We start from the raw sequence: 19,619 nt of genomic DNA, 5'->3' as shown, positions 1-19,619 counted from the left end.
CAGAAAACAGACAAAGATGCGTTGGATTGAAGAGAACAGCGCATTTTGAAAAGGATACGAAAATGAGTAAAGGAACTCGCACGTTTCAAATTTATCGCTACGACCCGGACAAAGATGCCAAGCCGTATATGCAAACCATTAAGGTTGAGTTAGAAGATTCGGATCGCATGTTGCTCGACGCTTTGGTACGTTTGAAAAAAGAAGATGAAACCATTTCATTCCGCCGTTCATGCCGCGAAGGCGTGTGTGGCTCGGATGCGATGAATATCAATGGTAAAAACGGCTTGGCCTGCTTGACCAACCTGAACGATTTGCCGGAAACCATCGTTCTGCGCCCATTGCCGGGCTTGCCGGTGGTACGCGATTTGATCGTGGATATGACCGACTTCTTCAACCAATACCACTCGATCAAACCATACTTGATCAACGAATCGCCAGCGCCTGAAAAAGAGCGTCTGCAATCACCGGAACAACGTGAAGAATTGAACGGCCTGTACGAATGTATCTTGTGCGCTTGCTGCTCAACCTCTTGCCCATCGTTCTGGTGGAATCCCGACAAGTTCGTCGGTCCGGCAGGTTTGCTCGCCGCATATCGCTTCATCGCCGATACCCGTGACGAAGCGACTTCAGCGCGCTTGGACAACTTGGACGACCCATACCGTCTGTTCCGCTGTCATACCATTATGAACTGCGTGGACGTATGTCCGAAAGAGTTGAATCCGACCAAAGCCATCGGCAAAATCAAAGAAATGCTGGTGCGCCGCGCGATCTAAGCGGTTGATGTGGCACGAAACAAAGGCGAACTTCGGTTCGCCTTTGTTTTTACTCGTGCCTGGTGGTTTTTAGCCTCGATTCTTCGGAATCCACGCCCACAGCATTTGCACTTGAATCGGTTCTTCGCCCGAGCTGTCGGTCACGGTACAGGCGACCAGCACTTCGCCTTTTGGCTCGGTGAGGATTTGTTGGCGCTGCTCTTCTGTCAGAGTGGCGACGGCTTTGAGGTCGCCTTTGGCGACTTTTTTGTAGTCCACATGCAGGGATTTAATCAGCAGAATTTTGTCGTCGGGGATGTTGACACCGACAACGAAGCCCGTTGCGGTTTCCGCCAGCAATGCCATTGCCGCGGCGTGCAGACCTTTGATGTGGTTTTGCATCGGGCGGCGATTACGTAGGGTGCAAATGACGCGATTTTGTGTGACTTCTTCGTAGCGGATGCCTGCACTACCGACCATGGGGACGACGCGCCCGAGCATTTTGGACAATACAAAAGTTTTGATGCCATTGGGCAGGGAGTTGGTTTTGTTGACCAAACCCATCAGGCGGTTTGTGGTCGGGCGGTCTGCGTGGTTAGTGTGATTCATGTTTCCTCTGCTGTGTGTGTTTTGGATATTGGGGTATGTGGTTTGTGTGCGCCGAGTTTTGAATGGCGTGCTACATACATTCGTTTGTATTTTACCGAAACAGATGGATGAAATAAACGGATTTATGCGGCGATTTAATGAATTTTCGATTCATTTGATGTTTTTTGTGAGTTTTTGGGTGGTCTTTGGTTTTTTGTTCAAAGACTTGTTTGGCTTTTTGATAAACGATGTTTTACAATCTGTTCATGAATACTTCTTTATTACCCACTCAATTCCCCATTTATGCCCTGATCTGTGCCGCCGGTGTTGGTGCGCGTGCGGGCGGTGATTTGCCCAAACAGTATCAATTGATCCATGAGCAGCCAATGCTGTGGCACACGATCAAGGCCTTTGCCGATTGCCCTGAGTTGGCGCGCGTGTACGTGGTGATTTCGCCCAATGATGGTTGGTTCGCCGACAGCATTGCGCCTTTGATCGCCGAACGAGCTTGGTCGGATCGGGTGGTGATTTTGTCCGTCGGAGGTGAGAGTCGTGCCGAATCGGTGCGCAATGGTTTGGCCGAGTTGGACGCGCTGTTAGATGCGGTTTTGAACGCGAATTCGAACGAGGCATCAGAGGCATGGGTGATGGTGCATGATGCAGCGCGTCCGTGTGTGCGTGTCGAGCAGATCGTGCAATTACGTGATGCGGTGTGGACGCAGGCAGGGCAGATCGCGGCGGTTTCTTCTGAGGCGGATGAGTGGCGTAATCTCGGTGGCATACTCGCACTGCCTGTGACCGATACCATCAAGCAGACGGCGGATGGTGCGCACATCAAAAAAACCATTGATCGCAGTAGCTTGTGGGCGGCGCAAACGCCGCAAATGTTCACAGTCAGTCGTTTGTACAATGCGCTGTGTGATGCTTTGACCGACCCTGAGGTGGCCAAAACGATTACAGATGAAGCCAGCGTAATGGAGTGGGCGGGTTATGCGCCCCTGCTGGTGCGGGGCGATGCGCGGAATTTGAAAGTGACTTATTCTCAGGATTTTGAGTTGGCCGCGTTCTATTTAGGGAAAGAGTAACTGTGTATTGTTGATTGTTCGTTCAACTAAACCAACTCATGAATATGCAATCGCCGCAAACGCGGTACAGCCCGCGCGACGACGGCGACGATGAGCAAGGTCATCACGCCGCCAAACACCACCGATGGCACCAATCCCATGAAACGCGCGGCGACACCCGACTCGAATGCACCCAACTCATTCGATGAACCGATAAAAATTCCATTGATCGCCGAGACACGCCCGCGCATTTCATCGGGCGTGGTCAATTGCAAAATCGTTGAGCGCAGTACCACCGACACGCTGTCAAACACGCCCGAGGTGAACAGCGCACCGACCGAGAGCCACAGAGATTTTGACAGTGCAAAGACAATCATCGCTACGCCAAATCCCGCGACGGCGGAGAGCAGAATCCGCCCCGCGTTGCGATTGATCGGATGGCGTGCCAAATACAAGCCCATTAAAATCGCACCGCAGGCGGGTGCGGCACGCAGCAGACCGAGCGTTTCCGGCCCGCTGTGCAACACATTTTTGACAAAAGCAGGGAGCAAAGCCATTGCGCCGCCGAACAGCACGGCGAACATGTCCAAAGCCAGCGCGGCCAATAAAATGGGATGCGAAAAAACAAAACGCAAACCTTGTGCAATACCTGAGAAAATTAAGGCGACGCTTTGTTTGCTCTGTGCATTCGGCGCATCTGTCGCGTGCTTGGGTACGCCAAGCAAACCGATCAACGCCGCCGTTGCGCACATCAGCGTGGCGCCATACGCCCATGTCAGGTGACCCACCGCGAGCAAACCGCCGCCAATGGCGGGGCCGACGATTTGTGCAAACTGAAACACGCTCGAGCCGATGCCGGTGGCGCGTGCGTAGTCTTCGCGCTCAAACAATCTGACCAGCAAGGTATTGTAAACGGGGCTTAAAAACGCACGGGCAAAGCCAGACAAGGCAATCGCGGCATAAATCGGCCATGCGCCGTACTGCGTGATCCACGCTACGCCGAAATCAGATGAAACCCACCACAGTGTGAACGACATGACCGCCAGCAAAATGCACGCCAAGCTACCGAGAAAGCGGCGCGAATAATGATCGACTGCATAGCCTGCAAACAGCGCGCTGGTAAAATACGGGATGACCTCAGCCAGACCGATCAGGCCGAGGGCGAGTTCGCTGCCGGTGATTTGATAGATTTGCCAGCCGACCACCACGCTGGTGATTTGATAGCACAATACCACGCCGAGCCGATAGGTCAATAGCGAGAGAAACGGGCGCGTGAGCAACGAACGAATATCACGGACAGGCGTGGCAGAGGGCATGATCAGAACCAGTGTTGAACGGAAGCGGGGATGGGTTTGCCGCATTGGTGTGCGCGTTGCAACACCAACCAATAATGACGAAAACTGGCGCGATCGTGTAGCTTGTGTTCAAACGCAATCGGTCCCCAATGGGCCGAGTGCGCGGCCAGCAATAGCTGCGCGGCAAACGCCAGCTCATCCGAGTCGGGTGCAAAGGCGTTTAAAATTTCGTCAATCTGATTCGGGTGAATGCTCCACATGCGCAAATAGCCAAACTCATCCCGCGCGCGGCGCGCATCGGCAAAGGCGGCTCCGGTGGTTTTGTAATCGGTGGTGACATTGTGGTTGGCCACTTTGCCATGGGCGGCGCAGGCACGGCTGATGGCGAGTTTGGCATACGCCACCATCGGATGATCAAACTGTCCCGGGCTGGTCATGGCGTTGGCGGGAATGCTGCCGTGGTGTGCAGACACGAAATCCATCAGGCCGAACGATAAACTTTCCACTTCAGGCAATGCGGCGATGTCGTATACATCGTGCAGCGCACCGTGCGTTTCGATCAGCATGTGAATGGGTGCCATTGGGATAGCGTGCTGCTGATGTACGGCACTGATGATGGCGATGGCACGCTGCGCCTGCGCCAATCCGGTGATTTTCGGCACCATCCAGTAGGCGGGCGCGCGTTTGCCCGATTGCAATACTTGCTCGATATCCGCTTGAAAATGCGCGTGTTCAGGGTCATGTACACGCACGCCAATGCGTCCGAAACGATTGCGTTCGCTGGCCAATATGTCACCGAATAATCGTGTTTGCACGGATTCAGAGCCGACACTTGCGCCATCTTCCAAATCCAGCGTGACGTCAATCAGGCCGCCCAATTCAAGCTGCTTGGCCAAGGCTTTTTCGATGAAACGCTCATTGCCTGCGTAATGCTCAACGGGGGATAAACGGCGTGGCGCAGTGCTGTCGGAGAATAGAATGTGAGCAGGATGCATAGGCTGGTTCCGATCGGTTTTAGTAATGTTTCATAAATGATAACGGTTTCTGTAGTGGAAAATTTTGAAATTAATTAAGATTACACACAAATTCATTAAAAACAGAAAGTTTTTACGGAAATGGGGGCGGCTTTATCATCAATCTGCCACGTATTTAGAGTAAAATGTGCATTGATTTTTCAACCCACATCAAAAGAAGGTCATCATTATGCCAGCAAATTCAATTAAACGCGTTGGGGTTCTGACTTCCGGTGGCGACTCGCCGGGTATGAATGCAGCCATCCGCGCGGTGGTGCGCGCCGCCGCATACTACGGTTTAACCTCGGTTGGGATTGAACAAGGTTACAAAGGTTTGGTCGATAATGAAATGATTGAATTGGGGCCGCGCGATGTCAAAGGGATTATCCATCGCGGTGGCACGATGCTGCATTCGGCACGCTGTAGAGAGTTCTACGAATACGAAGGGCGCGTCAAAGCCTACGAAAATTTCAAAGCAAATAATTTGGACGCTTTGGTGGTGATCGGCGGTGACGGCTCGTTCACCGGTGCGGAGTTGTTCTGGAAAGAATTCGGCGTGCCGGTCATCGGTTTGCCGGGCACGATTGACAACGATATTTTTGGCACGGACAGCACGATTGGCTACGACACCGCGCTCAATACCGTGGTTGAAGCGATTGATAAAATCCGCGATACTGCGACCTCGCACAACCGACTGTTTTTGATCGAAGTGATGGGGCGCGATGCGGGCTTTTTGGCATTGAACGGCGGGATCGCCGGCGGGGTGCAAGACATTCTGATTCCTGAGGAAAGCCTCGATTTGGATAAACTGTTTGAATCCTTGGAACGCGGTTCGCAAGCGGGTAAAGTCGCCTCTATGGTGGTGGTGGCCGAATGCGGCGAAGAGGGCAACGTGCATGAAATCGCCAAGCAAGTGCGTGAAAAAGCACCGCACTACGATCTGCGCGTGACGATTTTGGGACATTTGCAACGGGGTGGCTCGCCGACCTGCGCCGACCGTGTATTGGCCAGCCGTTTGGGCGTGGCAGCGGTCGAAGGTCTGCTGGCCGGTAAAACCGGTGTGATGGCCGGTATTTTGGGTGATCAAGTGGCTTATACTTCACTGACCGATGCGATCAAAAAATCGCATACCTTGGATCCGGAATTGATTCGCGTTTCCGATATTCTCGCAGTTCGGTAATTCGTTCGTGCTCGATGATGGTAAAAAACGCACCCGAAGTGGTGCGTTTTTTTATCAGTGTCCAATTTATGAGGCTTTTTACAACATGAGTGTATAACCACGCGCTGCCTTGCTCAATGTTTGTGGTGTCGCGTTGAGCGCGGTTTGCGCGCGTTCGGCCAGCGCTTGCATGGCGTCTAAATCGCCCTGAATGAATTCAATTTCCATATCTTTGATCAAGCGGGTGGCGCTGTTGCGCTCATCAGCGAGCCGAACTTCGCCGCGATCCAGTGCGAATTCAAAATGATTGCCACCTAATTGGTAATCAAAAATATCACGCTGAAAATCGGTGTGAAACACGGGATGCAGCGCATCGGCAATCTCATGCAAATACGCCTGTGCATCGGCTGCAAATAGGTCGAAACGCCAATTCGGCGTAACGCTCGCATCGGCATTGTCCAACGGCAGTTTGACTTCCCACTCGTGGCGGACGGAGAAACCTTGCTCGGTGCGACCGGCGGTTTTCAGCGTTTGAATCCAGCATTGTGCCTCGGTGTCAAAGCGCAGGCGCAGTGCGGCTTTGGCCTTGAGCAGGTTTTGTTCGGGTGTATCGAAGTACACGTTGAGCAATTGCGTGGTGCGTTGGTAAGTGCAGTGCGGCAGTTGGCTCAGCCACGCGAAGGCTTGGTTGGCACAGGTTTCGCCGAGGCTCAGCGCAATTTCGTGTTCGATGGCGGGTTTGGTGTCCATGTTTATCCGTAGGGGCGCATGATTGCACCCTTAATTCATAAAATGACTGTTCAAAAAAACAATTGTTGCAGCGCATCGCCTGCATGTGGCTGACGCATGAAGGCCTCACCAACCAAAAACGCATACACCTCGTGCGCATGCATCTGCGCCACATCCTCACGCGTGGCGATGCCCGACTCGGTGACGACGATTTTGTCCTGTGGAATCTCGGCGAGTAGGTCGTAGGTATTTTGCAACGACACGTCAAAGGTGCGCAAATTGCGGTTGTTGATGCCGAGCAGTGGCGTTTCTAATTGCAGTGCGGCGTGGAGTTCTTCGGCATTGTGAACCTCGACCAAAACCGCCATGCCCAAGTCATGCGCTTGTTGTTCTAAGGTTTGCATTTGCCCGACATCCAATGCGGCGGCGATCAACAAAATCGCATCCGCGCCCCATGCGCGGGCTTGGTTGACTTGGTAGCTGCTCACCATGAAGTCTTTGCGCAAAACCGGTAGCGTGCAGGCGGCGCGTGCGGCCTTGAGGTAATCCGCGTGTCCTTGAAAATAGGACTCGTCGGTCAACACGGACAAGCACGCCGCACCCGCTGACTCGTATTCGCGGGCGATTTGTGCGGGTAAAAACTCGTCGCGCAAAATGCCTTTGCTCGGTGAGGCTTTTTTGATTTCGGCGATCACGGCGGATTGCTTGGCCGCGACACGCGAGGCAATCGCGCCGGCAAAATCACGCGCGGGATTGTTTTTCACCGCTGCCTGCGCCAGTTCGGCCATGCGCTCGTCGCTGGTCTGTGTGCGGGCGAGGGCGATTTCCTCATATTTGGTGGCGATGATTTTATTCAGGATGTCGCTCATACGGGGCTGTCCTCGGTTTTAAATTGTTGTGTGCATTCGACGTATTCGTTCATTTTACGCAATGCTGCGCCAGAGGCGATCACTTCGCGCGCTTTTTCGATGCCTGCTGCGATGTCATTGACCATGCCGAGCGTGTACAGCGCGACGCCGGAGTTGAAAATCACCATGTCGCGCGCCGCGCCTGCGTGGTTGCCCAACGCGTTTTTCAGCATTTCGATGGATTCTTCGGGATTGTTCACACGAATGGCGTCCAGATGGTCGTGTTTCAGACCAAAGTCTTCGGCATGCAGCGTATATTCGCGGATTTCACCATTGTTCAGCTCGCACACATGCGTCGGACTGAAAACGGAGACTTCGTCCATACCGTCGTCCGAATGGACCACCAGCACGCGTTTGGCTCCGAGTTGTTTCATCGCGTTTGCCATCACCGGCAGCAGCTCGCGGCTGTATACGCCCATTAATGTGTACGGCGCGTTGGCCGGATTGGACAGTGGGCCGATCATATTGAATAGGGTGCGTACGCCCAGCTCGCGGCGAATCGGGCTGATGTGGCGCATCGCTGGGTGGTGATTCGGTGCGAACATAAAGCCGACACCGGTTTGCTCGATGCATTGGGCGACTTGCTCGGAGCTTAGGTTTAAATTGCCACCGAGTGCTTCGATTGCGTCAGCGGAGCCGGATTTACTCGATACGCTGCGATTGCCGTGCTTGGCCACGCGACCACCGGCGGCGGCGATGACGAATAGGCTGGTGGTGGAAATGTTGAACGTCGATGTGCCGTCGCCGCCCGTACCGACGATATCCAGCAGTGGTAGGTCATGCAGATGGGCGGGCATATGGACTTTGTTGGAAAAATCGCGCATCACTTCGGCGGCGGCGACCAGCTCGTCGATCGCTTCGCCTTTGGAGCGCAGAGCGATGAGAATGGCGGCGGCGGAGACGGGCGAGGCGCTGCCGCTCATCATTTGCGTGACAAAATCGCGCATGATGGGCGTAGGTAGGTCTTTGCCGGATAATAGACTTTCGATGATTTGATGGGTATTCATAATGTTTTCAACGTTGGATTAGCCGTGGGTTTGATTCAGAAAGTGCTGCAACAGCGCGTGGCCGTGTTCGCTCATGATGGATTCGGGGTGAAATTGCACGCCTTCGATATTGAAGGTGTTGTGACGCACGCCCATGATTTCACCACTGTGCGCATCGCCACCTGCCCAAGCGGTGACGCTCAGACAATCGGGCAAGCTGTCGCGCTCAATCACCAAGGAATGATAGCGTGTGACTTGGAACGGGTTGGGCAGTCCTGTGAACACGCCCGTGTCGTTGTGGTACAAAGTGTCCACTTTGCCGTGCATCGGCGCGCGTGCGCGGACGATTTTGCCACCGAAGGCTTGGCCGATGGATTGGTGACCCAGACATACGCCGAGGATGGGCAGTTTGCCTTTGAAATGCGCCAATGCGTCCAAACAGATACCGGCTTCAGTCGGTGTACACGGTCCGGGCGAGAGGCACAGATGCGTTGGCTGTGCGGCTTCGATGTCGGCCAAGCTGATTTCATCGTTGCGCTTGACCGTAACGGTGGCGCCGAGTTCGCCGAAATATTGCACGAGGTTAAAGGTGAATGAGTCGTAGTTGTCGATCATGAAAACATGGGGTTGCATGATTAGCCTTTGAGAAGTGGGGTGGTCGTTTCATTCTGGCAAGCGCCGTATCCATATTCTATTTTTTCAATGAGTTGGCGTGTTCGTGAATGTGCTCCTGCCTTACGACGTAAAGCGTTGATATCTCGTTCGATGTGTTCGCAATCCAGCTCTTGCGTGCGTTGACGGACGTATTGATCCAGCGATGGCTCGCCACTCCATTCTCCGGCAAAATGTAAACAAGCATCGTAACGCATCAGTATGTGTTTCGTGCGTTGAGGTAGTCCCGCCAGGTCGGAGGGCGTTAGGATTTCCGCCCAAGCGCCGATAGGCATGGCCAGAATGCCTAATGTCATGAGATAAATACATTTACGCATGATGGTTCTCTATCTGAGTATCCAAACCTGCGCAAGCCAAGCTCGCAGCCTGCAATACCGCGCGCATTTTGCTTTGCGTTTCTTGCCACTCGGATTCGGGGTCGGAGTCGGTGACGATGCCTGCGCCCGCTTGTACATAGAGCTGCTGGTTTTTAATCACCGCCGTGCGAATCGCAATCGCTAAATCCATGTCGTTATCAAAACCGATGTGGCCGACTGCGCCGCCGTAAATACCGCGTTTGGTCGGCTCCAATTCGTCGAGAATCTCCATCGCGCGGATTTTCGGCGCGCCTGAGAGCGTGCCTGCAGGGAAGGTGGCTTTGAGCACATCCATGGCGTCCATGCCGGTGCGTACGCGACCTTGGACATTCGAGACCATATGCAGCACGTGCGAGTATTTTTCAATCGCCATTTGCTCGGTGACTTCGACCGTGCCGATGTCGGCAATGCGGCCAATATCGTTGCGCCCCAGATCAATCAGCATGAGGTGCTCGGCGCACTCTTTGGCATCGGCCAGCAGATCGGCGGATAGGCGCACATCCTCGGCCGCATTCGCGCCGCGTTTGCGCGTGCCGGCAATCGGGCGTACCGTCGCCATGCGCTCTTCATCCATTTTCACCAAAATTTCCGGCGATGCGCCGACGACGTGGGTGTCGTTCAGGTGCATGAAGTACATATATGGCGAGGGATTGAGCGCGCGCAGGGCGCGATACAGATTGATCGGCTCGGCCTCAAAACGGCGTTGTGTGCGTTGCGACAGCACCACTTGCATGCAGTCGCCTGCGGCGATGTAGTCTTTGCAACGCTGCACGCCTGCTTTGAATGCGGCTTCGCCATAATCTGAACGACTGTCGTGTTCGGCGACCGCCGGACTGACGGGCAAGACCGCCGGACGACGCAGGGCATCGAGCATGGTTTGCAAACGTGCTTGCGCGTGCTCGTAGGCATTCGGCTCGGACGGATCGGCGTAGACCGTGAGGTAGACTTTGCCCAGCAGATTGTCCACCACGGCCAACTCTTCGGACAGCATCAGGTGCAAATCGGGAATGCCGACATCGTCCGGCGGTGTGCTGTGCGCGAGCTTGTGCTCGATTTCGCGCACGGTGTCGTAGGCGAAATAGCCGACCAAACCGCCGCTGTAGCGCGCATGGCCATCGAGTTTCGGTACATTTTTGCGTTGCAAAAAGGCGCGGGTGAATTCGAATAAATCGGTATTGACGTGTTCGGCGACGCACCGCTCGCCGATAAATTCGCGTATCACGCCGTCGGATTGGGTGATTCGTTGACGGCAGGGTAGACCGATGATGGAGTAACGACCTGAGCGCTCGCCGCCAATGACTGATTCGAGCAAGTAGCTGTACGGCGCGTTCGCCAGTTTCAGATAGATGGACAGCGGTGTGTCCAGATCGGCGAAGGTTTCCAGCGACAGCGGAATGTGGTTGTATCCTTGCTGTGCCAGTTCGGTGAATTGGGTTTTGTTTAACATGGGGTTCTCGATTCGAATTCAAATTTTGGCTATAAAAAAACCGCCGAGCTTGTTCGGGCGGTTGTGTTTAGTCCTTGTGGCGCGTGCGAAAACAGATTTAGCGCCAAGAGCCTAAACACCATCGCAAAACTTGCCAACGACCACAGACGTTCATTTGAACGGCGGTTGTGTTTGAATCGAAAGAAGGGCGGTTTGCGGTTTTCATGGCGTGGATTGTAACCTGATTTTTGCTTTTTGACTACATTCGTTTAATAGTGTGATGAGGTTATCAGCATGAAATTGCTGTCTTCAACATGAACGGCCATGTAGCTGAGGGTTGAACTCGCTTCAAAATGAGTGTGCTGCATCGGTTCAGGTGTGGCAGTGGCGAAGGTGGCGCCTTGCTGTACCGGTGTCCACAGCTCATGGCTCAACTCAGAACTGTCAAAAATCAGACCGGAGTCCAGTATGTAGTGTACAGACAGCGCATTGTCACCATGTGTGGTGGCATTTGTATTCACAGACGGGTTTTGCCCAGAGGTGTCAATGGTGATATGCCATAGTGCTGACGTGCTTTGAACCTGCCCTGCGACATCAACGCTGCTGATATGAAAGCTGTGCGCACCATTGGACAGCGAATGATCGGGGGTAAATGTCCATGTGCCATTGGATTCAACCGCTGTGGAGCCAATCAATTCGCCATTGTCATAGATTTGTACCGACAAAGCCCCTGTCTCTGCGGTACCACACAGCATCGGCGTGGCATCACTGGTTTGTGCTGCCGGTTCAACAGGGCTTTGTTCATTGTTCGCATGCTGAATGATTTGGGTGATGGCATTATGACGCGGTAAGTAGACCGCAACCGTATCGCCTGTCGGTTCATTCATTGGAGCATTTTCATCGTTCGTGTAACCAATTGTCTCGCTGAAAGGGTTGCTCATTGATACATTGAAAATGGGCGAGAGTTCGACGCGTGCTGGTATGAGGGGGCTATTCAGCGGATCGTGCATCGCAGCAGCATTATCAGCCAAAATGATTGAAGTGGTTGGTGTGTGTACGGGCTGTGTTGGTGGTTTTGGCGCGGTAATGACGCCTGTATCCACTCCACCCGTTCCACCCGTACCCACTGCGGCAATAGGTAGCTGCTCGATCAGTCCCGCACCGATCGCACCTGTACCGCCCGTTCCGACGGCGGCGATCGCACCATCCGTAGACAGTGCAGTGCTTGGCATGAGAATAGACGGCGTTGAGCTGATGGGGTATGTGTTTGCGTTGCGAGTTTCAATAAAAAATAGGTCAGTTTCGCTGGCTTCTATCTCAGTATTTGTAAAGGGCAGTTTGCCTTTGACGGGTGTTGAGACGGACGTGCCACTGCTCATGGGTGCTGAGTTTATAGCGGTTGCTTTCGGCAAATTGATCAAGTGTGCCGGTTGTGCAGGAAATACTGCTGTTGCTACCGAGTTCTCGATGCCATTGGGCTTTATGTGAGGGGTGACGAATAGGGCGTTCATTGTGAATCGTCTTTCTGCGAGAGATCTTCGGTGGCATAGGCGTACAGACCCACTCGGAATCGGTGCGTTGCTTCCGGTTGATCGGCGTCTTGTTCATTTAACAGGATCGCTTGCTCCAAAATATCACGCATGATTTGTTGCCATGCCTGTGCCGATAGCTGGCGCAACTTTTGGGTTGATGCTTCGGTCAGCTCATCGGCAAATACGCTTTGTTCGATGAATTGTGTTTCATTGCCTGATTCGTTGCCTGAGGTATTGGCATCGTCATTGGCATTCGCTTGGGTTAAATTGTGCACACCTGCGGCCAAATGATCGGCAATATTGGCAGCAAAAATATCATGCGCCTCCAAGGTTGAGGCCTTGGGAATAAATGCTTGTTTTAAAAGGTGAACCTGATCATTCTCGACGCGAACGGCCCCCAGACGTTCTAACTCTTGGAGTACCGAGCGTGGGTGCTTGTCGTTTGAAATGGCGCGTACCAAAGTGTCAAAACTAATGGGAGCATCTTGTACAGGAATGCTGTGCGGCCACTCTTTAGCCAGCCAGCGCCCCAATACTTGTGACGACATACTGATGGATTTGCGTACCAAACGATGTTTGGGCACATTTTGCTCTTTGGCCAGACGCAGTGCGTTGATGTCTTTGCGATGCATCCCCGCCAGCAGGCTGATGGCGGAATCCGTTGGCTTTTGTCCGATGCGTTGCGCTTCTTTATTGGCCTCGTCAAAAAAGACGGTTTTGAGCGCGGTTGCAAATTCGGTATAACCTACTCCCGAGCGAATTAACCAGCAGGCCAGCGGCTCGATCATGCTCAGGGCATGCTCCAGCGTGGAGGCGGCGGTAGCGGTGGGTTGAACGCTCATGGATATTATGATGTTTAAAAATGATTGTGAATCGCGCTAAGAATACTCAGTCAAAGAAGCCTGCATACTAAGTAAGGCGAGGTTTGAGTGATGCATTGTATGTGAAAATATCCCAGTTTTCAATTAATTTACTCGATGTGGTTTTATTTCAATTGAATGGGTATGCGTGTAAATTTAAAAAATGTGAAAAATTCCCTTGCAAAAAGACGAAAAGCTCGTAGAATAATAAATGTGAATATTTCACATTTATTCTATCGAGGGTAACCTCACGATTTTGACAGGTGCACACATGCTAATGATTTTTCTTTGCGCAGCTTTGGTTCTGCTGGTTCTTTTGGCATTGGTATTATTCAGTATCAGCGAAGATTGGCAGGCTGAATATTGCGAAGGTAAATTTCACAATTGACCGGCTTTATGCATGCCATTTGTTTTCACTGCAATTTAGACTGAACGTCTAAAAGGGTTGTGCTATGGAGCAGTGCAGCCGAATAAGTTGTTTGATGGACTTTTTTACTTTCTCACATGCCCGCATTGTTGGGCGACACACCTTCACTTACTGCGACGCTTCATGTCGAATGCGTTGGCACTCTTGACTATATTCCACACCCCATTGGTGCATGGAGCCGATCACCGGCAGCAGGGTGCGCCCGAAATCGGTCAGTGAGTATTCCACTTTAGGCGGGACGACCGGATAAACTTCGCGGTGAATCAGCCCGTCTTCTTCCAACTCGCGCAATTGCAGGGTCAGCATGCGCTGGGTAATCTCAGGTAATAACCGACGCAGTTCGTTAAATCGCTGAGTCTGTTCTACCAAGTGATACAAAATCAAGACTTTCCATTTGCCACCGATCACCGATAACGTGGTGTTGACGGGGCAGAACGTGGTGTATTGTTCAGTCGTTGTGCCAGTATTTGAGGTTTTGTTGTGTGCCATGGTGTTTGAATCTTACAGTATAAAAAATGTGCGTACTTGTCAAAATATTATATATGAATAATAATGGGTCCATGCAAATAAAAGTATTAATTTTTAGCCATTAGGAGGTGCATGATGCGTATTCCACAATTGGATCGAATCAATGAGCTGGCCAACAAAGCGAATATCGTTGGCTTGACTGAAGCAGAACAAGCCGAGCGCGTGCTGTTGCGACAAGTGTATGTACGCGCGGTGACTGGGCAAATGCACAATATGCTGGCGACGCTGACGGTGGTTGATCCGGAGGGTAACGATGTGACGCCGAAGGCTCTACGCCTGGCGCAGCGCAGCGGACAGATGACGCAATTGGACAGTCAATTATTGAATTGAATGATTGGAGAAGCAAACATGAGAAATGTACGACGTATTTATCAGGCCAATAGCCAACATTGGGTTGGAGACGGCTTTTTGGTACAGCCGCTGTTCTCACACATGGGCGAGAACAAGCAAACCGATCCGTTTTTGATGCTCGATTATGGTGCGCCGATGGAATTTGCGCCGAATAACACGGGGCGTGCGCGTGGTGTGGGACAGCATCCGCACAAAGGTTTTGAGACCGTCACCATCGCTTATCATGGCGAAGTGGCGCATCGGGATTCAACTGGTGGCGGTGGTGTGATTAAGGAAGGTGATGTGCAATGGATGACCGCCGGTGCGGGCATTATCCACGAAGAGTTTCACTCCGATACGTTCAGTGAACGCGGTGGTTTGTTTGAAATGGTACAGTTGTGGGTCAACTTGCCCGCGAAGGACAAAAATACACCGGCGCGTTATCAGCATTTGGCCAAGGAAAATATCCCGGTGCTTGAGTTGCCTAATTCTGCCGGTCATGTTCGCGTGATTGCCGGTGAATATGCCGATGAACACGGCGGTGCGCGCGGCCCTGCGCAAACCTTCACCGAGATGAATGTGTGGGACATGGTGCTACATGCGGGCGCGAGCGCGTCGCTGATTTTGCCCGAAACGCACAACCTGAGCATGGTGGTATTGCGTGGAGATGTGACGTTCAATGGTGCGCACACCGCTCATGCGGGCGAACTGGTGAGTTTTGAAACGCAATCAGGTGCGGTTGAACTGCAAGCCGGTGCGAGCGAGGTCAAAATTTTGCTCCTGTCCGGCGTGCCGATTGACGAGCCGATAGTGGGCTATGGGCCGTTTGTGATGAACACCCAGCAAGAAATTCGTCAGGCGATTGATGATTTTAATCATGGCCGATTCGGTGCGATTGAACATTAAACAAAAGCATTAGGAGAATTTATGAAAACTGTATTTCATGCGGCGAACAGCCGAGGTTATGCCGATCATGGTTGGCTCAAAAGTCACCACACTTTTAGTTTTGGTCATTACTACGATCCCGATCGCATGGGATTTGGCGCGCTGCGCGTGATTAATGACGACAGCGTCATGGGTGGTCGTGGCTTTGGCGAGCATCCGCACAGTGATATGGAAATCATCAGCATTCCGCTGGAAGGCGACTTGGCGCACGGCGACAGCATGGGGTACCGTGGCGTGATTCGACGCGGCGAGGTTCAGGTCATGTCGGCGGGTACGGGGATTGTTCACAGTGAAATGAATGGTAATGCCGATCAGCCGGTGAAGTTTTTGCAAATTTGGGTCCTGCCGAATCAGCGCAATGTCACGCCGCGTTATCAGCAAATCAGCATTGCCGAAGGTGCGTTAGACAATGAATTTCAACAAATTCTCTCGCCGAACGCCGATGACGCGGGCGTGTGGATCCATCAAGACGCATGGTTCCATTGGCTCAAATTGGATCAAGGTGTGCAGAAAACCTATACACTTAAAGGCGCGGGTAACGGCGTGTACGTCTTTGTGATCAAAGGCAGTGCGCAGGTAGCCGAGCACGATTTACACGCGCGTGATGGTCTGGGTATCAGCGAGGTTGAGCAGTTTGAATTGCGCGCATCTGCGGATGCAGAGTTGTTGCTCATGGAAGTACCGATGAGTGTTTAAGATATATTTTTAATCAGTAGCCGTGTTTCCTTAAACCTGAATAGGAGAAAACCATGCAAACCAAACATATCGCCTTGGTGATTGGCAGTCTGCGTCGTGATTCGATCAATCGCAAAGTAGCGCAGTATATTCAAAACATTGCGCCGTCTTCGTGGCAGATTACCGAGGTGCAGATCGGTGATTTACCGGTGTATAACCAAGACTTTGATGAGCAGTCGATTGCCCAATACGATCGTGTAAGGGCGCAGATCGCGGTGGCGGACGCGGTGCTGTTTGTCACGCCGGAGCATAATCGCTCGATTCCGGCGGCGCTGAAAAATCTGCTTGATGTGGCCTCGCGTCCAGCAGGCAAAAGTGTTTGGGTGGGCAAGCGTGCAGCCGTGGTCTGTGCGTCACCCTCGACCTTTGGCGGTCTCTCGTCGGGTTTGCATCTGCGGCAGGTGCTTGAGTCCCTAGGTGTGCCGGTAATGATTGCACCCGAAGTGTTTTTGAGCAAAGCCTTTGATTTGTTGAATGAACAGGGTGAATTTGCCAATGAGCGCTCGCAAGCGTTTTTACAAAAATTCGTTACGGCGTGGGATGCGTGGCTGGATAAGGTTTGAATCTAAGGTTTGAATCAACAGTGAGGGATTGCATATGAGCGCAATACAAAAAATTACGGCCAATATCAAAGATGTTGGCGGCATACCGGTCGCGCGATTATTGCCGACCGCCAAGCGTCGCAGTATTGGCGCGTGGTGCTTTCTCGATCATGCCGGTCCGTCGGTTTTTGCCGAAGGTGAAGCGGGTTTGCAGGTAGGTGCACACCCGCATATTGGTTTGCAGACCTTCACATGGATGCTGGCGGGTGAGGTATTGCATAAAGATAGCTTGGGCAATGAGCAGATGATTCGTCCGAATCAGGTTAATCTGATGACAGCCGGTCGTGGGATCAGCCACACGGAACAAACGCCGTCGCACAGTCGAGAGGTACACGCGGTTCAGTTGTGGATCGCCTTACCTGAATCGGCTCAACACACTGCGCCGCAATTTCAGCATTACCCCGATTTGCCGATGTGGTCGGAAACCGGTGTGGATTACGTGCTGACCACAGGGCGTTTTGGTACGCACGAAGCGCCCACACAACAATATTCACCATTAATTGGTTTGGATATGCGTTTTGCGACTGAGCAAACGCAACGCATAGCTTTGCTCGCATCGTTTGAATATGGATTTCTGGTGCTTAAAGGACAGTTGACACTCAATGGCGAAACCTATGCTGCGGATGAGCTGGCGTATTGTCCTTCCGGCCAAACCGAGGTGACGATTCAGGCGAGTGCGGGTGCGCATGTGATGTTATTGGGTGGTGAGCCATTGGCGCAGGAAATCATCATTTGGTGGAATTTTGTTGGCAGCAATCAGGCCGATATCAGCCAAGCAGTCGCGGACTGGAATACGCACAGTCCGCGATTTGGCACAATTCAAACGGAATTGAGCCGACTGGTCTCGCCTGTGCCGCCGTGGGCGTCAACCTCGTGAACGCATCAATGGCGACGTGGCAGTTTAACAGTACACCAATGGTACACATCAATGGACGGCATATCAGCGCCAAAATTTGCGTTTGGAGAGTTTGCCTATCCCCGGATTAAAACTATTGGTCGGGTCAAGTTGGCGATAGTGTCGCGCCAAATCTTCGTTCGCATGATACAGATGGCCGACATTGTGTTCGGCAGGGTATTGTGCGCGGCGTGCGTCCAGCGTTTTGAGGATTTTGTGTTCGATCGCCATCGGGTCATGCGGTTTTTTGATGATGTAGTCCTGATGAAAGACGTGACACAGAAAGTGGCCGTAATAGAGCTTGTGGATGCACGCCTGATTGATGTCGTCGGGTAGGCGCTCGAACCAGTCCTCGTCGTTTCGTCTCAAGGCAACGTCCAGTGCGACAATGTCCGCTACCGCATCCGCATGAATTGCGCGATAGCGTACGGCCGCGCCTGCAACGGCGAAACGGTGCAGCATGGCTTTATTGGCCTCCTCTGTGGTGCATTCAAAATACGCTCCGTCCCGAGCAGTCACACCGTTGAAATAACGTTCAAACAGGGCGCGCGCTTCGTCAGTGGCTGCGCCACCGGTTTTGACGATGAGGTGGTGTTCGTACTTTTGATGGAATTGCTCCATGCGGTCGGGCAATTGTTTGGGCAAAACATGGGCGAACCATTGCGACAGTTTGTCCGAGAGAAAGGTAGGCAGGATTTTTGTCTTTTGCGCCCAGCGGTCAATGCGGTCTTTGAGCGCAAATAGTTTGGGCAGACGCTGCGTGCCGAATTGACTGATGAGGTATACCATATCCTTGCCGTATTCGGCGGCCAAGGCGTAGGCGTCGCGGTGGATGTATTCGCCTGATAGGGGCAAGTCGCTCATTTCGGTCAGCAATTGTTTGCGCAAATCGCTCAACTCGTGCGTGTTGTTGCTGCCGATGTAATAGACGCGGGTGTTGCGCTCCTGTTCAAAGGTGTCCAAACGTACCGCAAAGACCACGACTTTGCCCGCGCTGCCGGAGGTTTCGTGGAGTTTGTCTGGGTTGGCGTTAAAGCGTGCAGGTGTGTCGGCGTCGATCTGCGTGACGATGCCTGCGTAGTCATGTGATGAGGCCAGTTTGCTTGGGTCGTTGTCAATCTCGTCCACGCCGTAATTGTGTTCGTGCAGATTGCGCAGGATGGTGTCGGGGTCGTTGCCCAGAAAAATTCCCAAGTGGTTGATTAACTGTAATTTGCCTTGCTCATTTACGCGCGCATACAGTGCCAACTCGGTGTAGGACGGCCCGCGTTTGACCAGAGAGCCGCCGGAGTTGTTGCACACGCCGCCGACCACCGATGCGCCAATGCACGAGGAACCAATCACGGAATGCGGCTCACGGCCGATACGCGCCAATTGCGCTTCGAGTTGGTACAGGGTGGCGCCCGCGTGGCAAACGATTTGCGTGCCGTTGTTGATCAAATTGGTGCGATCGATGCGCAGGGTATTGATGATCACTACCGGGCGATCATAATCATTGCCATCGGGTGTGGAGCCGCCGGTGAGGCCGGTGTTGGCCGCTTGGCTGATGATAATGACATCGGCGGCGTGGCAGGCTTTGACCACTTCCCATTGTTCGATCACATTGGCGGGCAGCACCACGGCGAGGGCATTACCCGAACCAAAACGAAATCCGGTGCGGTATTGTTGATTTTTATGTGGATCGGTGATGAGGTATTGCTGGCCGACGATACGGCGCAATTGTTCAAGCAATGTGTGACAAACATCCCGTTCAGGCATGTGCTTCTCCTGTTTTATATTTTTATCGATCAATTCGTGGTATGGCTATGTGGCGTCAA

Annotated in this window: 21 protein-coding genes; 8 read left to right on the top strand and 13 right to left on the bottom strand. The window is 52.7% G+C overall.

Features of this window, described 5'->3' with window-relative positions; genetic code table 11:
* Positions 1–62: 62 nt before the first annotated feature.
* Positions 63–773 carry a succinate dehydrogenase iron-sulfur subunit gene (locus ACZ41M_RS05305; RefSeq protein ID WP_464729959.1) on the top strand — a complete coding sequence of 237 codons (711 nt, stop codon included), beginning with the start codon at positions 63–65 and terminating at the stop codon, positions 771–773.
* A 69-nt stretch (positions 774–842) separates the two neighbouring features.
* On the opposite strand, the gene ACZ41M_RS05300 is transcribed toward ACZ41M_RS05305, so the two are convergent.
* The gene (locus ACZ41M_RS05300) at positions 843–1,361 is read right to left on the bottom strand and encodes a DUF4442 domain-containing protein (RefSeq protein WP_464729960.1); all 519 of its coding nucleotides are present in this window, start codon (positions 1,359–1,361) and stop codon (positions 843–845) included.
* Between the two features lie 245 nt (positions 1,362–1,606).
* On the opposite strand from ACZ41M_RS05300, the gene ispD reads away from it, so the two are divergent.
* Complete coding sequence (gene ispD, locus ACZ41M_RS05295) at positions 1,607–2,425, top strand: 2-C-methyl-D-erythritol 4-phosphate cytidylyltransferase (RefSeq protein ID WP_464729961.1); 819 nt, start codon at positions 1,607–1,609, stop codon at positions 2,423–2,425.
* A 26-nt stretch (positions 2,426–2,451) separates the two neighbouring features.
* On the opposite strand, the gene ACZ41M_RS05290 is transcribed toward ispD, so the two are convergent.
* A complete protein-coding gene (locus tag ACZ41M_RS05290; RefSeq protein ID WP_464729962.1) occupies positions 2,452–3,720 on the bottom strand; it encodes an MFS transporter in 1,269 nt (422 codons plus the stop codon).
* 2 nt (positions 3,721–3,722) lie between these two features.
* The gene (locus ACZ41M_RS05285) at positions 3,723–4,694 is read right to left on the bottom strand and encodes an HpcH/HpaI aldolase/citrate lyase family protein (RefSeq protein ID WP_464729963.1); all 972 of its coding nucleotides are present in this window, start codon (positions 4,692–4,694) and stop codon (positions 3,723–3,725) included.
* Positions 4,695–4,902: 208 nt separating this feature from the next.
* Between ACZ41M_RS05285 and pfkA the strand changes: the two genes are divergently transcribed.
* Positions 4,903–5,892: a 6-phosphofructokinase gene (pfkA, locus tag ACZ41M_RS05280; RefSeq protein WP_464729964.1), complete on the top strand. Its 990-nt coding sequence runs from the start codon at positions 4,903–4,905 to the stop codon at positions 5,890–5,892.
* A gap of 78 nt (positions 5,893–5,970) precedes the next feature.
* Here the strand turns inward: pfkA and ACZ41M_RS05275 are convergent, their stop codons facing one another.
* From ACZ41M_RS05275 to ACZ41M_RS05235, 9 genes are all read right to left on the bottom strand, one after another.
* Positions 5,971–6,621: a CYTH domain-containing protein gene (locus ACZ41M_RS05275; RefSeq protein WP_464729965.1), complete on the bottom strand. Its 651-nt coding sequence runs from the start codon at positions 6,619–6,621 to the stop codon at positions 5,971–5,973.
* Between the two features lie 50 nt (positions 6,622–6,671).
* A complete protein-coding gene (gene trpC / locus ACZ41M_RS05270) occupies positions 6,672–7,469 on the bottom strand; it encodes an indole-3-glycerol phosphate synthase TrpC (RefSeq protein WP_464729966.1) in 798 nt (265 codons plus the stop codon).
* Positions 7,466–8,515, bottom strand: a complete 1,050-nt coding sequence (gene trpD, locus ACZ41M_RS05265; protein ID WP_464729967.1) for an anthranilate phosphoribosyltransferase — start codon at positions 8,513–8,515, stop codon at positions 7,466–7,468. The genes trpC and trpD overlap by 4 nt, the downstream gene beginning before the upstream one ends.
* A gap of 18 nt (positions 8,516–8,533) precedes the next feature.
* Positions 8,534–9,127 (bottom strand): anthranilate synthase component II, encoded by a 594-nt coding sequence (locus tag ACZ41M_RS05260; RefSeq protein ID WP_464729968.1) that lies wholly within the window; start codon positions 9,125–9,127, stop codon positions 8,534–8,536.
* Positions 9,128–9,129: 2 nt separating this feature from the next.
* Positions 9,130–9,483 carry a hypothetical protein gene (locus ACZ41M_RS05255; RefSeq protein WP_464729969.1) on the bottom strand — a complete coding sequence of 118 codons (354 nt, stop codon included), beginning with the start codon at positions 9,481–9,483 and terminating at the stop codon, positions 9,130–9,132.
* The gene (gene trpE, locus ACZ41M_RS05250; protein WP_464729970.1) at positions 9,476–10,969 is read right to left on the bottom strand and encodes an anthranilate synthase component I; all 1,494 of its coding nucleotides are present in this window, start codon (positions 10,967–10,969) and stop codon (positions 9,476–9,478) included. Before trpE ends, ACZ41M_RS05255 begins: the two co-directional genes overlap by 8 nt.
* A 248-nt stretch (positions 10,970–11,217) precedes the next feature.
* Complete coding sequence (locus tag ACZ41M_RS05245) at positions 11,218–12,459, bottom strand: Ig-like domain-containing protein (RefSeq protein WP_464729971.1); 1,242 nt, start codon at positions 12,457–12,459, stop codon at positions 11,218–11,220.
* The gene (locus ACZ41M_RS05240) at positions 12,456–13,322 is read right to left on the bottom strand and encodes a DUF6502 family protein (RefSeq protein WP_464729972.1); all 867 of its coding nucleotides are present in this window, start codon (positions 13,320–13,322) and stop codon (positions 12,456–12,458) included. The genes ACZ41M_RS05245 and ACZ41M_RS05240 overlap by 4 nt, the downstream gene beginning before the upstream one ends.
* Positions 13,323–13,875: 553 nt before the next feature.
* Positions 13,876–14,256, bottom strand: a complete 381-nt coding sequence (locus ACZ41M_RS05235) for a winged helix-turn-helix transcriptional regulator (protein WP_464729973.1) — start codon at positions 14,254–14,256, stop codon at positions 13,876–13,878.
* A gap of 111 nt (positions 14,257–14,367) precedes the next feature.
* On the opposite strand from ACZ41M_RS05235, the gene ACZ41M_RS05230 reads away from it, so the two are divergent.
* The 5 genes from ACZ41M_RS05230 to ACZ41M_RS05210 are packed head-to-tail and all read left to right on the top strand — an operon-like array spanning position 14,368 to position 17,784.
* Positions 14,368–14,625 (top strand): DUF896 domain-containing protein, encoded by a 258-nt coding sequence (locus ACZ41M_RS05230; RefSeq protein WP_464729974.1) that lies wholly within the window; start codon positions 14,368–14,370, stop codon positions 14,623–14,625.
* 18 nt (positions 14,626–14,643) lie between these two features.
* Positions 14,644–15,531, top strand: a complete 888-nt coding sequence (locus tag ACZ41M_RS05225; RefSeq protein WP_464729975.1) for a pirin family protein — start codon at positions 14,644–14,646, stop codon at positions 15,529–15,531.
* A 21-nt stretch (positions 15,532–15,552) separates the two neighbouring features.
* Positions 15,553–16,266 carry a pirin family protein gene (locus ACZ41M_RS05220; RefSeq protein WP_464729976.1) on the top strand — a complete coding sequence of 238 codons (714 nt, stop codon included), beginning with the start codon at positions 15,553–15,555 and terminating at the stop codon, positions 16,264–16,266.
* A 53-nt stretch (positions 16,267–16,319) separates the two neighbouring features.
* Positions 16,320–16,868, top strand: coding sequence for an NADPH-dependent FMN reductase (locus ACZ41M_RS05215; protein ID WP_464729977.1), 549 nt, complete (start codon positions 16,320–16,322; stop codon positions 16,866–16,868).
* A 34-nt stretch (positions 16,869–16,902) separates the two neighbouring features.
* Entirely contained in the window at positions 16,903–17,784 is an 882-nt protein-coding gene (locus ACZ41M_RS05210; protein WP_464729978.1) for a pirin family protein, read from the top strand.
* Between the two features lie 63 nt (positions 17,785–17,847).
* Here ACZ41M_RS05210 and dld read toward each other — a convergent pair whose 3' ends face one another.
* Positions 17,848–19,560 carry a D-lactate dehydrogenase gene (gene dld, locus ACZ41M_RS05205; protein WP_464729979.1) on the bottom strand — a complete coding sequence of 571 codons (1,713 nt, stop codon included), beginning with the start codon at positions 19,558–19,560 and terminating at the stop codon, positions 17,848–17,850.
* Between the last annotated feature and the right edge of the window lie 59 nt (positions 19,561–19,619).

This window comes from Puribacter membranae (assembly GCF_055380425.1).
This window is presented reverse-complemented; position numbering and strand designations above follow the sequence as displayed.